This window comes from Gordonia sp. ABSL11-1 (assembly GCF_030315685.1).
GTDB lineage: Bacteria > Actinomycetota > Actinomycetes > Mycobacteriales > Mycobacteriaceae > Gordonia.
On sequence record NZ_JASXSI010000007.1, the window covers coordinates 55,697 to 68,804 of the forward strand.

The following is a 13,108-nucleotide window of genomic DNA, read 5'->3' on the forward strand; positions in this document are numbered from 1 at the left end:
TCAGAGCTGACCGATGATGGACGCGAGCAGCTCGCCCATGCGGCTCGCCGATGCGCGACCCACCTCGAGAACCTCGGTGTGGCTGAGTGGTTCGCCGGTCATCCCGGCGGCGAGGTTGGTGACCAGCGACATGCCGAGCACATCCAGACCCGCGGCGCGTGCGGCGATGGTCTCGTGGACCGTCGACATGCCGACCAGGTCCGCTCCGAGGGTGCGCAACATCCGGATCTCCGCGGGCGTCTCGTAGTGGGGGCCGGGCAATCCGGCGTAGACACCGTCGGCCAGTGTCGGGTCGATCGTGCGGGCGAGGTCGCGCAATGCGGGTGAGTAGGCGTCGACGAGGTCGACGAACTGGGCACCGACCAGCGGTGACCGCGCCGTCAGATTGAGGTGATCGCTGATCAGGACCGGTTGCCCGACGGACATGTCGTCGCGCAGTCCTCCGGCAGCATTCGTCAGCACGATCGTGTGCGCCCCCGCGGCGGCCGCGGTCCGGACCGGGTGCACGACCCGCGACAGGTGATGGCCCTCGTAGGCGTGAATGCGTCCGAGCAGGATGAGCACCCGCCGATCACCGACGCGAACCGAGTGCACGACACCGCCGTGACCTGCGGCCTTGGGTGGTGTGAACCCCGGCAGATCGGCCATCGGCACGCTGGCGACGGGTGAGCCGAAGGCCTCGGCCGCCGGTGCCCAGCCCGACCCGAGGACCACCGCGACGTCGTGCCTGGTGCAATCGGTCTCGGCGGCGATCGTCGCCGCGGCCGCGATCGCAGCGGCGTCGGCGTCGGCAGTGGGGTCCATGGGCCCAACAGTAATGCCCGGCGATAAGGTCGCTACATGCCGTTTCTCAGTTCCGCGGGCGATGTCACCGAGCTCTACCTGGGCGCCGAGGGTGTCGAACTCGACGAGTCCAATCCGGACAACCGGTTCCGGATCGAATGGATCGCGACGGTAAGGGACCACCTGGATCAGATCGCCGCCGAGCCGACCAAGCCACTGGTGATCACGGCCACCGGCAAGTTCTTCACCAACGGACTCGACACCGACTACATCGCGGCGAATGCGAGCGGACTGCCGCGCTATCTCGACCGCGTGCACGAGCTCTACGTGAAACTCCTGACCCTCCCGGTCCCTACTGTCGCCGCGATCAACGGCCATGCCTTCGGCGCGGGCGCGATGCTGGCCCTGTGCGCCGACGTCCGGGTGATGCGCACCGAGCGCGGCTTCTGGTCGTTGCCCGAGGCCGCGCTCGGCATGCCGTTCACCCGCGGCATGAGCACGTTGCTGCGGACGCGCCTGCGCGATGCGACTGCCACCGAGGCGATGCTGACGTCGAAGCGCTACGGCGGTGCCGATGCGTTGGCCGCGGGCATCGTCGACGAGGCCGTCGACGTCGACACGCTGCTGAGCCGCGCTCGGGAGCTCGCCACCGAGCGCGCCCCGCTGGCCGGCCCGAACCTCGGTCAGATCAAGCGGGGACTACGGCGTCCGCTGCTCGAGGATCTGCAGATCACCACACCTTCGTCGGTGCTGTGATGGTGACGCCATGGCTGTGACCGAATCCGGCATCCACCCGGTCGCTCCCCGCGACGTCATCGGCGCGTGGTGGGCGGCGAATGCGCAGGACGTGGTGCGCTGGCGGCGGCAGATCCACGCCCAGCCGGAGCTGTCGCGCCAGGAGGTCAACACCACCGAGTTGGTGATGGTCGAACTGACCGCCGCGGGGTTGGAACCACGACGACTGCCGCTCGGCACGGGTGTCGTCTGCGACATCGGCCCGGGCGACAAGCCGCGGATCGCATTGCGCGCCGACATGGACGCGCTGCCGATCGCCGAGCACACCGGGCTGGCGTTCAGCTCCACCGTCGAAGGTGTCTCCCATTCGTGCGGTCATGACGCGCACACCGCCATCCTCATGGGTGTCGCCAAGCTGCTGGCGTCGCTCGATGAGTTGCCCGTCGGTGTCCGGCTGATCTTCCAACCGGCCGAGGAGGTCATGCCGGGCGGCGCGCTCGACGCCGTGGCCGCCGGAGTCATGAACGGGGTCAGCCGGATCTTCGCTCTGCACTGCGACCCCAAGTTGCCGGTCGGATCGGTCGGGCTGCGATCCGGTGCACTGACGTCGGCTGCCGATCACATCGACCTGCAACTGCACTCGGCCGGGGGCCACACGTCGCGTCCGCATCTCACCGGCGACCTCGTCTACGCGATGGGAACCGTCATCACCGGCCTGCCGGGCATTCTGTCGCGGCGCATCGACCCGCGGTCCGGCACGGTCATGGTGTGGGGTGCCGCACATGCCGGAAGTGCGCCGAACGCGATCCCGCAGGAAGGTCGGTTGCTCGGGACGGTCCGCACCGGCGACCACACCATGTGGTCCGAGCTCGAACCGCTGGTCCGCAGCGTGATCGGTGAACTCCTGGCGCCGCTCGGGGTGCGGTACGACCTGTCGTACTTCCGTGGCGTCCCGCCGGTCGTCAACGATGAGCTGGCCGTCGGCCTGCTGCGAGCGGCCGTTGCCGAGATCGGGCCGAACGCAGTTGCCGACACCCCGCAGTCACCCGGGGGTGAAGACTTCTCGTGGTACCTCGAACATGTGCCCGGAGCGATGGGGCGTCTCGGGGTCTGGGACGGCATCGGGCCGCACGTGGACCTGCACCAGCCCAACTTCGACATCGACGAGCGAGCGCTCGAGGTGGGCGTCCGCACGTTGGCGGGAGTCGCACTCGGCGAAGTGTGAGGTCGGGTCAGGGTTCGACGGGGCCCGGGCCGGGGCCCACGTTGCGGGATTCGCGGAGTCGAAGTTCCTGCACGTACTCGGCGGGTGCACCGGCGATCTCGGCCGCCTCGGCCATCACGCCCAGGTAGCGGGCCGACGGGAGTCCACCCTCGTATGCGTCGAGCACGTAGAGCCATGCCAGCACCGGACCGTCCGCCGTGTCGACGCGGACCCGCAGCTTCACGTGGATGCCGAGCTCCGAACCCTCCCAGCGATCGAGATTCTCCTCGTCCTCGCCGGTGACGTCGTACAGGACGACGAACACCTTGGAGTCGGGGTCGTCGCGGTCCTCGGTGACGGTGGCGAGAGAGCCCTCCCAGCCGATGTCGCCGCCTCCGAACGTGAGACGCCAGCCGTGCAGCCACCCGGTTCCCGACATCGGGGAGTGCGGTGCACGCTCAGCCATCTGCTCGGGATGCATGTTCGACCCGTAGGCGGCGTATATCGGCACGGGCGAAAGCCTAGATGCTCCGCGCGCGGCGCGAAAGCTGGGCCTCCCCCGAGCGTGCGACGGCCGACCGCCGGGGGACTAGGTTGGTAGGCGACATCCGGCGCGCGAGCAGCCCACATACCGCGCCGGCGACGACGACAGGAGTGGTGGACGTGACCAAGATCGTGATCATTGGCGGCGGCCCGGCCGGCTACGAGGCGGCGTTGGCCGCGGCCGCGTATGGCGCCGACATCACGGTGATCGACTCCGACGGCGTCGGCGGTGCGTGCGTCCTGTGGGACTGCGTGCCGTCCAAGACGTTCATCGCGTCGAGCGGAATCCGCACCGAGGTGCGCAAGGCGGTCGATCTCGGCATCAACATCCGCACCGACGATGCTCTGGTCACCCTTCCGCAGATCCATCAGCGGGTGCGCGATCTGGCGTTCGCACAGTCGGCCGACATCCGTTCGCGACTGATCAGCGAGGGCGTCAAGCTCGTCTCCGGTCGGGCGCAGCTCGATGAACGGCAGATCGGCGTGTCCACACACGGTGTCGTCGCCACGCTCGATGACGGCACCACCGAGCGGTTCGAAGGAGACGTCGTGCTCATCGCGACCGGTGCCTCCCCACGCGTGCTCCCGGATGCCCGACCGGACGGCGAGCGGATCCTCAACTGGCGCCAGCTGTACGACCTGGAGGAACTGCCCGAGCATCTCGTCGTCATCGGCTCCGGTGTGACGGGCGCCGAGTTCGTGCACGCCTACACGGAATTGGGTGTGAAGGTGACGTTGGTCTCGAGTCGCGACCGCGTGTTGCCCGGGGAGGACGAGGACGCCGCGCTCGTCCTCGAGGACGCACTCGCCGAACGCGGTGTCGAACTCATCAAGCACGCTCGCGCCGACAAGGTGGAACGGCAAGGGGATTCGGTGACAGCGCACCTCGCCGACGGGCGCACCGTCACCGGCTCACACGTCCTGATGACCGTCGGTTCCGTCCCGAACACCGGCGATCTCGGACTCGACCGCGCCGGCGTCGAGATCGATCGCGGCGGTTACATCACCGTCGATCGTGTCTCCCGTACCTCTGTTACCGGCATCTACGCGGCAGGCGACTGCACCGGTCTGCTGCCGCTCGCATCGGTCGCCGCCATGCAGGGCCGCATCGCCATGTACCATTCGCTGGGCGAGGGCGTCAGCCCGATCAAACTGAAAACCGTTGCGTCCGCGATCTTCACGCGTCCCGAGATCGCCACTGTCGGCGTGTCGCAGAAGGCGATCGACAGCGGCGAGTATCCCGCACGGACTGTCATGCTGCCGCTGGCGACGAACCCGCGCGCGAAGATGAGTGGACTGCGTCGCGGCTTCGTGAAGATCTTCTGCCGCCCGGCCACCGGTGTGGTCATCGGCGGTGTCGTCGTCGCGCCGACCGCCTCCGAACTCATCCTCCCGATCGCCCTCGCCGTGCAGAACAAGTTGACGGTTTCCGATCTGGCACAGACCTTCTCGGTCTATCCGTCGCTGTCGGGATCGGTCACCGAGGCCGCGCGCCAGTTGGTTCGGCACGACGATCTGGACTGAGGTTGGGCGCGGGGTTTCTGAGTGAGGATGCGATGGCGCGTGCTCTGTTCCGTGAGGAATGAGGCGATGCCGCGTGCCCTGCTCCCTGAGGAACGAGGCGATAGCCGAGTGTCACGAAGGGGGCGCGGCTGATTACTCGGGGATTTGGCTGATGGTTGCGCGTGTGTAGTCAATGGCCGTGTCGCAAGCTTCGTCGATTGTGGGTTTATCAACCACGTACATGACAGTCGTGAGGATCATCGATTCTCCGGACTGAACCACTGTAGTGCACTGATAGTCCCGCACCGTGTAGACCGCGACGATACGGTTATCGATCTTCGTATCAGGTCGGAATCGCATAGTTCCGCCTGACTGAGTCTGTTTGTATCGAGATAATGATCCGTCAAAATCGCCGACATGCTGCGATAAGGATGCTAGTCGCGGATTGTTGAACTGCCACACGCATCCGCGGACAGTTTGGAAGTCTGCAATCGCTGCGTCTTTAACCGTGTTCTCGTTCAAACCCAGCTCGCTCCGCTTAGCCTTTGCGTCAGCAGTGCAAGGCTCGAAGGCAGTGCCGTCGTTGTTCGTGCTCCAACGATTGGGAAAAGCTGTTGTGAATGGCAGCGATTTTCCAGCATCATCCGTCTGGCGGATCGAAGTTGAAGTCGTCGAAGGGTTTGTGCTTGTCCCGCTCTTTTGCCCGATGGCCTGCCCGTTGGTGCTGCATCCAAGTATTCCAAGAGTCAATGCGAGAACTATGCCATACATGGCTTTACACCTACGCAATGAGGAGTGATTTATAGCCTGCATCAGGTGGGAATGTCTGGCGTGAGACTGGCGTCTACTGAGGTAATTGTTTCGTCAGCTCGCAAACATGCGTCTGACAAGGTGGACAGTTGCACTGCTTGCGTGTGAAGCTGATTCACCCAAGTTTCGATTATCGGTCTGAGCGCTTCGTACATGCTAGTGCCCTCATCGCAATCTCCAAAGTGATTGCTGCCCACGGTCCCTGCTAACGCTTGAGTCAGCGCGGCCAACCGCGCCGCCCCATCCGCCGCTACCTGCGCCCGCTTCTCCCACTCGCCAGCGGTGAGCTTCACGATTCCGCCGGAGGCGGTGCCGCCGTCGAGCGGGACGGTCGACGGGGTCGACGAGTTCGGGATGCTGACGGAGTCACCCGGCAGCGGGTAGTAGTCGGTCATCCATCCCCCTCATGTGGCGTCACGACTTGGACGCACAGTACACACCCATGGTTCCCGTGCCCCGAAGATAATACTGAAGGCTGTATTCTCGCGGGTGTCCACGGGTCGGACGAGCTCATAGGGGGGATTGTGCCGCCGGACGATGGCCAAGATGCGAGCAATCACCTGTGGTTGGGCGGCCAGGAGCGGTCGACTCCCGGCACCCAGGCATCGGCTGGAGGCCAGTCTCCCTGGGGATCGATGGCGCTCGACGAGATCATCTCCATCCTGCAGAGCATGCGCGACGGCGACGCACGAGGTGATGCCGAGGCCGTGTTGCAGGCGATCAACGAGGCCAACGGCGTCGCCGACGACATCGACGCGGCCTTCGGATCGGGCAGCGGCACACTCCTCGGTTACGCCGTCGACGTGAGTGTCGGATCTGCACAGGGCACTGCCGGCGACATCCGCAACGGCGCCGAGACCGCCTCGCAAGCGCACAAGGCGATGACTGCGGCCGCGGACGCGGTCAGTTCCGCGAAGTCCAATGAATCCTTGCTGGAATCCCTGCGTGCGGCGCTGAAGGAGTCTCCCGAGTCGGCGCCGACCGTACGCAACGCCGTCGACACCTTGATGTCCGGGACCTACACGATGCCGATGAACGACGCCCAGGGCGGTCTGCCGGCCGGGTCGATCGCCGGCGAGACCCGACTGATCGGTTCGGGGACGAGCGGACCGTCCGATGGCGGCGGCGGTGGTGGCGGTGGAAACCTCACGTCGAGTGCCACCCATTCGACGTCCGGGGGAGTCTCGGACCTCGGCGAGTACGGGAAGTCCTCGACGCCGACGGCTGGTGCTCCCGACGGCGGCGGCTCAGGTCCGACGACGGCCACGCCCGCGTCGGCGTCCACAGGCGACAAGCCGCTGTCGCTCGGCAACGAGACGGCGAACAACAACGGCGGTGGACCCGACGACCCAGACAGCCTGACCCGCGGCGGGCGAGGAACAGCCGACGGCATGAACGGAACCGCACCTGCGGGCATGGCAGGCGGAGCAATCCCGGCAGCAGGCATGGCAGGTGCGCCGGGCGGTGCGCCTCGGGTGAGCGGCGCCCTTCCAGGCGGCAGCGGCACCGGCTCCAGCGCGGGCACCGGTTCGGGTTCGGGAATGACGCCGATGGCCCGCCGACTGATGGGTGCGATGCCCACGTCGGGGGTGGCGAATCCGTCGGCGCCGGTGTCGGGTGTGCCGGGCGGCGCCGGTCGGGCGGGGGCCGCACCCCTCGGTGGTGCCCCGCACGGTGCGCGATCCAACAAGGGCGGCGACGACGAGCACAAGACACCGCACTATCTGCACACCAAGGAGAACGGCGCCGAGATCGTCGGCACCCTGCCCTTGGTCAGCCCGCCGGTCATCGGCGACTGGGCGCCACCCGCGAAGCCCGAATCGGAAGACCGGTGACGCACAGGATCGAGCGCCTGCCCGGCGGCGTCGCTGCGCTCGTCGACAAGGTCCCGGAGTCCGAGATCTCGCGATGCCTGCAGCTCCTCGCCCTGACCGCCATCGACGTCAACGACCTCGGCGGCTCCGAGGTCGTGCGAGGGGCGCTCGCACAGTGGCGCCAACACGGACAGGTCTCGGGCAAGACGAGGCTCGACGTCGAGTCGCTCATGTACTCCCGCGACCGAGACGGGTTCGCCCACCAACGCCGCGGCGACACGACAGCACACCACCAGTGCTTCTTCCAGGCCCGGGCGCTGAACTGCCTTGCGCATGGAGTCAACAACCGAGTCGACCCCCGCGATGCACTCCGCGACGCCGCCTACGAGGCTGCGGCCGCGATGAAGGGCAGCGCAGGTGTGGTCGCGATCCTCAGCGATTTCGTCGAGTGAGCATCACGCCGCGTTGAGAGCTGCGCGTAGTCGCGCATCCACCAGGCTGTCGTGGACGAAGCGGAAGCCCACCGCAGTCGCTGCCGTACTGGCATGCCCCCGCCCGAATGGAGTGACGATGTCGATCACATGTCCGCCGTCGCTCTGGTGCACCGTGAACGTCCACCCGTCGGCCTCCTTCGCGTGGTTGTGAGCGCGGCAGAGCCCATTCCCGTTCTCGGCGTCCGTGGCTCCGCCCAGTCGGTGGGGCAGGGCGTGGTCGATCTCCTCGATCGCTGCTCCGCAGTAGTCCACCCGACAGATCCGGTCACGCATCTTGATGAAGTGCGCCAACGCTTTCGGGAAGCACCTAGACTTCGCGTCCATCGATACCAATGATCCGTCAGTTGGACGCATATAGAGACGACGAATGCTGGTCGCGACTTCACTGTCGGCTGCGAACCCGTCAGTGATCAGGCGTCGTGCCACATGCGCCGGCACCGGTCCGTAGCCCTCGACCTCGGCCGCCTCGTTGCTGTCGCCGAGGAGCGTCCGCTCCGACATCACCACGTTGACCGCAATCGGCACCGCCGCGGCCTTCGACTGCCCGGTCACCCGCTCCACGAGAGTATCGGCCATGATCTGCGAACGCGTTCGATCGTCTCCGCCGACAACGGAATCCGCATAGGTCTTGAGGGCGGCGTACACCGAGATGCCCTGCGCCAACGGCAACAATGCCGACAGTTTGGCCATCACGTCGGGCGCCGGGCGTACCGATACCCGACGATCCTTCTGTGCCTTTCCGATACGACCGACGACGGCCTCCGGATCGAGTTCATAGGCGCGCTTCTTCACCGTCGCCTCGAGCTGCTTGTCGCTCACGCCGACGAGCGACGTCGGATCAGCGCACACCAGTCTGTCGATCTCGGTGCGCGTCTCCCGTGTGAGGTAGGCCGTCTCGCGGACCAGAATGGTGGCGCGCCACTCCGTCAGCACACCGGTCTCCAACGCCGCACGGGTGTGCGGCATCTCGTGGACGAGAGCCCGAGCGAAGCCGAGGTACTGCGCGCCGCGCGTGGGAGAAGCTTTGCGCGCCAACCCGATCTCCGAGGATAGACCCCGGCCTCGGCGTCGCTCGGGAACACCGCGTGCCACCTCGTCGTCAAGTCGGAGCTGATCGATCTGTGCGGTCTCACGCGCCTGTGCCGCGGCGCAGGCGGCCTTGATCTCCTCGAGTCCCTCCAGGCGTGCGAACGCCTCCTCCTGCGAGCAGGCCGCAGCCGCGCCTGCCAACTCTGTGGCCAGATCGTGGAGATCCCTTGCCTTTTCGATCATCGTTGCCCCCCAGGTCTCGTGATCGACTGTGATGTCCACGATATCGCGGGGGTGTGACAACTTGGGTCGTCGGCCGCCGATCAGACGATCCAGATCGGATGGTTTTGCGGTGTCCCGCAGGACAATGCCTCAGGCAAGGTCGAGACTGTGCTCGACCGCACGGTTCCACCCGCTGTACAGGCGATCGCGGTCGTCGTCGCCCATCGACGGCTCCCAGCGTTTGTCCTCCGCCCAGTTCTCGCGGATCTCGTCCTCGGACTCCCAGTAGCCGACCGCGAGACCCGCGGCGTAGGCGGCGCCCAGCGCGGTCGTCTCGTTCACGACCGGCCGAACCACCGGCACGTCGAGGATGTCGGCCTGGAACTGCATGAGCAGATCGTTGACCACCATTCCGCCGTCGACCTTGAGCGTCGACAACTCGACACCGGAGTCGGCCTGCATCGCCTCGATCACCTCCCGCGTCTGGAAGGCGCTGGCCTCCAACGCGGCACGTGCGAGGTGGCCCTTGTTGACGAACCGTGTCAGACCGACGATCACTCCGCGCGCATCGGGGCGCCACCGCGGTGCGAAGAGACCGGAGAACGCCGGCACGAAATAGGCACCGCCGTTGTCGTCGACGCTCGCCGCCAACGACTCGATCTCCGATGCCCGCGCGAACAGGCCGAGATTGTCACGCAGCCACTGAACCAGCGAGCCGGTCACCGCGATCGATCCCTCCAGCGCGTACCGCGCCTCTTGCTCGCCGATCCGGTAGCAAACGGTCGTGAGCAGGCCGTGGTCGCTGAACACCGGTTCGGTCCCCGTGTTCAACAACAGGAAATTTCCCGTTCCGTAAGTGTTCTTCGCCTCGCCGGGGTCGAGGCAGGCCTGCCCGAAGGTGGCGGCCTGCTGATCACCGAGGATGCCCGCCAGCGGGACGCCCGGCAGCGACCCGTGCTCGCGCAGCGGCCCGTAGACCTCCGACGAACTGCGGATCTCGGGGAACAGCGACGTCGGGATGCCCATCTCGTCGCAGATCTGCTCGTCCCAGCGCAACGTGCGCAGGTCCATCAGCATGGTGCGCGACGCGTTGGTGACATCGGTGACGTGGAGGCCGCCGTCGCGTCCGCCGGTCATGTTCCATGCAGTCCAGGAATCCATTGTGCCGAAGCAGAGTTCACCTGCCTCGGCGCGTTCCCGGGCGCCGTCGACGTTGTCGAGCAGCCAGCGGATCTTCGGGCCGGCGAAATAGGTCGACAACGGTAGCCCGGTGCGATCGCGATACCGGTCCACCCCGACATCGCCGGCGAGGGCGGTGCACAGGTCGTTGGTCCGGGTGTCCTGCCAGACGATGGCGTTGTGGATCGGTGCACCGGTCTCGCGGTCCCAGATGAGAGTCGTCTCACGCTGGTTGGTCAGGCCGCATGCGGCGATGTCACCGTGCTTCAGGTCGGCGGAGGCCAGCGCTGCGGCGACGACCCGGCGGGTGTTGCGCCAGATCTCCGCGGCATCGTGCTCCACCCACCCTGCCTGCGGAAATATCTGGTGATGCTCGATCTGCTCGCTGCTGACGACCCGCCCGCGGCGATCGAAGATCATCGCCCGTGTCGAAGTGGTGCCCTGGTCGATGGCGGCGACGTATGTGCTTGGGTTGCCCACGCCGCCAGTGTCGCACGCGGTGCGCCCGGCCCACATCAACTACGCTCGGGAATCATGAACACCGAGTTCAACCCGGATCGACCAGCAGATATGGGTCCGCTCTACCGGGCCGAGGCGTGGCGGCGGCTCGCCAGCGACCAGTTCGACATCGTCGTCGTGGGTGGTGGTGTCGTCGGCGTCGGCGCGGCACTCGACGCCGCGACACGCGGGCTGCGGGTCGCGCTGGTCGAGGCACGTGACATCGCTTCGGGCACCTCGAGCCGGTCGTCGAAGATGTTCCACGGCGGGCTGCGGTATCTGGAACAACTCGAGTTCGGACTCGTGCGGGAGGCACTCCGCGAACGTGAGCTGTCGTTGCGGTTGCTCGCACCGCATCTGGTGAAGCCTCTGCCGTTCCTCTACCCACTCACCCGCCGCGTCTGGGAGCGCCCCTATGTGGCTGCCGGGATCTTCCTGTACGACCAGATGGGCGGCGCGAAATCGGTTCCCGGCCAACGACACGTCACCCGCTCGGGTGCACTGCGTGTGGCGCCCGCGCTCAAGCGGAACTCGCTGATCGGCGGCATCCGCTACTACGACACCGTCGTCGACGACGCCCGGCACAGCCTCACCGTCGCGCGCACGGCAGCGAATTACGGTGCGGTGATCCGCACCTCGAGTCAGGTCGTCGGCTTCCTCCGTGAGGCCGATCGTGTTCTCGGTGTCCGCGTTCGTGATTCGGAGAGCGGCGAGACCACCGAGGTGCGCGCGCACTGTGTGATCAACGCCGCCGGAGTGTGGACCGACGAGGTCCAGGCATTGTCGAAACAGCGGGGTCACTTCAAGGTCCGCGCCTCCAAGGGCGTCCACATCGTGGTCCCGCGCGATCGCATCGTGAGCGAGACGGCGATCATCCTGCGGACCGCGAACTCGGTGCTCTTCGTGATCCCCTGGGAGACACACTGGATCATCGGAACCACCGACACGGACTGGAACCTCGACCTCGCACACCCGGCCGCCACCCGCGCCGACATCGACTACATCCTCGAGCGCGTCAACGAGGTCCTCGTCACCAAGCTCACGCACGCCGACATCGAGGGTGTCTACGCGGGTCTCCGGCCGCTGCTGGCCGGTGAGGACGACGAGACCTCGAAGCTCTCCCGCGAGCACGCCGTGGCGACGGTGGCACCCGGCCTGGTGTCCATCGCGGGCGGTAAGTACACGACCTATCGGGTGATGGCGGCCGACGCCGTCGACGCCTGCACCGACTTCATCCCGACACGTGTCGCGCCGTCGATCACCGAACGCGTCCCACTTCTCGGCGCCGACGGCTACTTCGCGCTGATCAACCAGTGCGAGCACCTCGGACAACGATTCGGGTTGCACCCGTACCGGATTCGCCGCTTACTGAACCGCTACGGATCGCTGATCGACGACGTTCTCTACTACGGCGTCGCCGACCCGTCCCTGATGCGGCCGGTGGCCGCGGCACCGCAGTACCTGCGGGTGGAGATCGTCTACGCCGCGATCGACGAGGCGGCCCTGCATCTGGAGGACGTGCTCGCCCGGCGCACACGCATCGCCATCGAGTACCCGCATCGCGGAGTCGATTGCGCCCAGGAGGTCGCCGACCTGCTGGCCCCGATCCTCGGATGGACGCCCGAGCAGACGGCTTTCGAGGTCGCGACGTACATCGCGCGCGTCGAGGCCGAGATCGCGTCGCAGCGCCAACCCGACGACGACTCGGCCGACGCCTTGCGCGCGGCGGCACCCGAGGCGCGACCCGAGATCCTCGAGCCGGTGCCTGTACCGGAGTGAATCCGTGATCCCGGCGAGTGAAGTCGGGACCTTCGCCCCTGTCCGAGCCGCCCCTGTGGGAGGAACAATGGTTTATGGCAGAAGGACGGATCATGGTAGACAATGTGGTGCACGTACTCACCGATGACGAGGCCTGGGAACTTCTGGCGAGTGTATCGCTAGGACGAATTGCGTTGAGTGTCAACGGACAGCCCGACATCTTCCCGGTCAATCACCATGCCGCCGACGGGCGCGTCGTCTTCCGCACGGGTGAGGGCACCAAGCTCTCCGAGGTTGCGGTCAACGGCGACGTCGCCTTCGAGGCCGACGATCACACCGACGTCGGTGGCTGGAGTGTCGTCGTCAAAGGTACTGCACGCGTGCTGATCTCGACTCACGAGATCGCCGAGGCCGACGAGTTGCCGTTGCGTCCGTGGATACCGACGCTGAAGTACAACTACGTCGAGATCGCGGTCACCGAGATCAGCGGTCGACGGTTCCTGTTCGGTCCTGAGCCGGAACGGTACCCGGTCTGA

Annotated in this window: 13 protein-coding genes; 7 read left to right on the forward strand and 6 right to left on the reverse strand. The window is 66.6% G+C overall.

Annotated elements, in window-relative coordinates; genetic code table 11:
- Positions 1-804, reverse strand: coding sequence for a purine-nucleoside phosphorylase (locus QSJ19_RS10080; RefSeq protein ID WP_286320104.1), 804 nt, complete (start codon positions 802-804; stop codon positions 1-3).
- A gap of 36 nt (positions 805-840) precedes the next feature.
- On the opposite strand from QSJ19_RS10080, the gene QSJ19_RS10085 reads away from it, so the two are divergent.
- Both QSJ19_RS10085 and QSJ19_RS10090 read left to right on the forward strand, forming a co-directional pair.
- Positions 841-1,539, forward strand: a complete 699-nt coding sequence (locus QSJ19_RS10085) for an enoyl-CoA hydratase/isomerase family protein (RefSeq protein WP_286320105.1) — start codon at positions 841-843, stop codon at positions 1,537-1,539.
- A gap of 10 nt (positions 1,540-1,549) precedes the next feature.
- Positions 1,550-2,743 (forward strand): amidohydrolase, encoded by a 1,194-nt coding sequence (locus QSJ19_RS10090; RefSeq protein WP_286320106.1) that lies wholly within the window; start codon positions 1,550-1,552, stop codon positions 2,741-2,743.
- 7 nt (positions 2,744-2,750) lie between these two features.
- Here QSJ19_RS10090 and QSJ19_RS10095 read toward each other — a convergent pair whose 3' ends face one another.
- Complete coding sequence (locus QSJ19_RS10095; RefSeq protein WP_286320107.1) at positions 2,751-3,233, reverse strand: gamma-glutamylcyclotransferase family protein; 483 nt, start codon at positions 3,231-3,233, stop codon at positions 2,751-2,753.
- Positions 3,234-3,385: 152 nt separating this feature from the next.
- Here QSJ19_RS10095 and QSJ19_RS10100 point away from each other — a divergent pair, with 152 nt between their 5' ends.
- Positions 3,386-4,789, forward strand: coding sequence for an NAD(P)H-quinone dehydrogenase (locus QSJ19_RS10100; protein ID WP_286320108.1), 1,404 nt, complete (start codon positions 3,386-3,388; stop codon positions 4,787-4,789).
- A 132-nt stretch (positions 4,790-4,921) separates the two neighbouring features.
- On the opposite strand, the gene QSJ19_RS10105 is transcribed toward QSJ19_RS10100, so the two are convergent.
- Positions 4,922-5,539: a DUF3558 family protein gene (locus QSJ19_RS10105; RefSeq protein ID WP_286320109.1), complete on the reverse strand. Its 618-nt coding sequence runs from the start codon at positions 5,537-5,539 to the stop codon at positions 4,922-4,924.
- A 41-nt stretch (positions 5,540-5,580) separates the two neighbouring features.
- Positions 5,581-5,973, reverse strand: a complete 393-nt coding sequence (locus QSJ19_RS10110) for a hypothetical protein (RefSeq protein WP_286320110.1) — start codon at positions 5,971-5,973, stop codon at positions 5,581-5,583.
- 240 nt (positions 5,974-6,213) lie between these two features.
- On the opposite strand from QSJ19_RS10110, the gene QSJ19_RS10115 reads away from it, so the two are divergent.
- Together QSJ19_RS10115 and QSJ19_RS10120 are read left to right on the forward strand one after the other, a co-directional pair.
- Positions 6,214-7,413 carry a hypothetical protein gene (locus QSJ19_RS10115; RefSeq protein ID WP_286320111.1) on the forward strand — a complete coding sequence of 400 codons (1,200 nt, stop codon included), beginning with the start codon at positions 6,214-6,216 and terminating at the stop codon, positions 7,411-7,413.
- The gene (locus tag QSJ19_RS10120) at positions 7,410-7,844 is read left to right on the forward strand and encodes a hypothetical protein (RefSeq protein WP_286320112.1); all 435 of its coding nucleotides are present in this window, start codon (positions 7,410-7,412) and stop codon (positions 7,842-7,844) included. Before QSJ19_RS10115 ends, QSJ19_RS10120 begins: the two co-directional genes overlap by 4 nt.
- A 3-nt stretch (positions 7,845-7,847) precedes the next feature.
- Here the strand turns inward: QSJ19_RS10120 and QSJ19_RS10125 are convergent, their stop codons facing one another.
- Together QSJ19_RS10125 and glpK are read right to left on the reverse strand one after the other, a co-directional pair.
- Positions 7,848-9,158 carry an HNH endonuclease signature motif containing protein gene (locus tag QSJ19_RS10125; RefSeq protein ID WP_286320306.1) on the reverse strand — a complete coding sequence of 437 codons (1,311 nt, stop codon included), beginning with the start codon at positions 9,156-9,158 and terminating at the stop codon, positions 7,848-7,850.
- A 129-nt stretch (positions 9,159-9,287) separates the two neighbouring features.
- Positions 9,288-10,796 (reverse strand): glycerol kinase GlpK, encoded by a 1,509-nt coding sequence (glpK, locus tag QSJ19_RS10130; protein WP_286320115.1) that lies wholly within the window; start codon positions 10,794-10,796, stop codon positions 9,288-9,290.
- A gap of 54 nt (positions 10,797-10,850) precedes the next feature.
- Here glpK and QSJ19_RS10135 point away from each other — a divergent pair, with 54 nt between their 5' ends.
- Positions 10,851-12,593 (forward strand): glycerol-3-phosphate dehydrogenase/oxidase, encoded by a 1,743-nt coding sequence (locus QSJ19_RS10135; protein ID WP_286320117.1) that lies wholly within the window; start codon positions 10,851-10,853, stop codon positions 12,591-12,593.
- 92 nt (positions 12,594-12,685) lie between these two features.
- Positions 12,686-13,108: a pyridoxamine 5'-phosphate oxidase family protein gene (locus QSJ19_RS10140; RefSeq protein ID WP_286320118.1), complete on the forward strand. Its 423-nt coding sequence runs from the start codon at positions 12,686-12,688 to the stop codon at positions 13,106-13,108.

What these genes read in the sequence shown, in the direction of transcription:
- QSJ19_RS10125 (WP_286320306.1), bottom strand. Translation starts at nt 9,158, where the DNA reads ATGATCGAAAAGGCAAGGGATCTCCACGATCTGGCCACAGAGTTGGCA.
- QSJ19_RS10090 (WP_286320106.1), top strand. Translation starts at nt 1,550, where the DNA reads ATGGCTGTGACCGAATCCGGCATCCACCCGGTCGCTCCCCGCGACGTC.
- QSJ19_RS10085 (WP_286320105.1), top strand. Translation starts at nt 841, where the DNA reads ATGCCGTTTCTCAGTTCCGCGGGCGATGTCACCGAGCTCTACCTGGGC.
- QSJ19_RS10105 (WP_286320109.1), bottom strand. Translation starts at nt 5,539, where the DNA reads ATGTATGGCATAGTTCTCGCATTGACTCTTGGAATACTTGGATGCAGC.
- QSJ19_RS10140 (WP_286320118.1), top strand. Translation starts at nt 12,686, where the DNA reads ATGGTAGACAATGTGGTGCACGTACTCACCGATGACGAGGCCTGGGAA.
- QSJ19_RS10135 (WP_286320117.1), top strand. Translation starts at nt 10,851, where the DNA reads ATGAACACCGAGTTCAACCCGGATCGACCAGCAGATATGGGTCCGCTC.
- QSJ19_RS10110 (WP_286320110.1), bottom strand. Translation starts at nt 5,973, where the DNA reads ATGACCGACTACTACCCGCTGCCGGGTGACTCCGTCAGCATCCCGAAC.
- QSJ19_RS10080 (WP_286320104.1), bottom strand. Translation starts at nt 804, where the DNA reads ATGGACCCCACTGCCGACGCCGACGCCGCTGCGATCGCGGCCGCGGCG.
- QSJ19_RS10115 (WP_286320111.1), top strand. Translation starts at nt 6,214, where the DNA reads ATGGCGCTCGACGAGATCATCTCCATCCTGCAGAGCATGCGCGACGGC.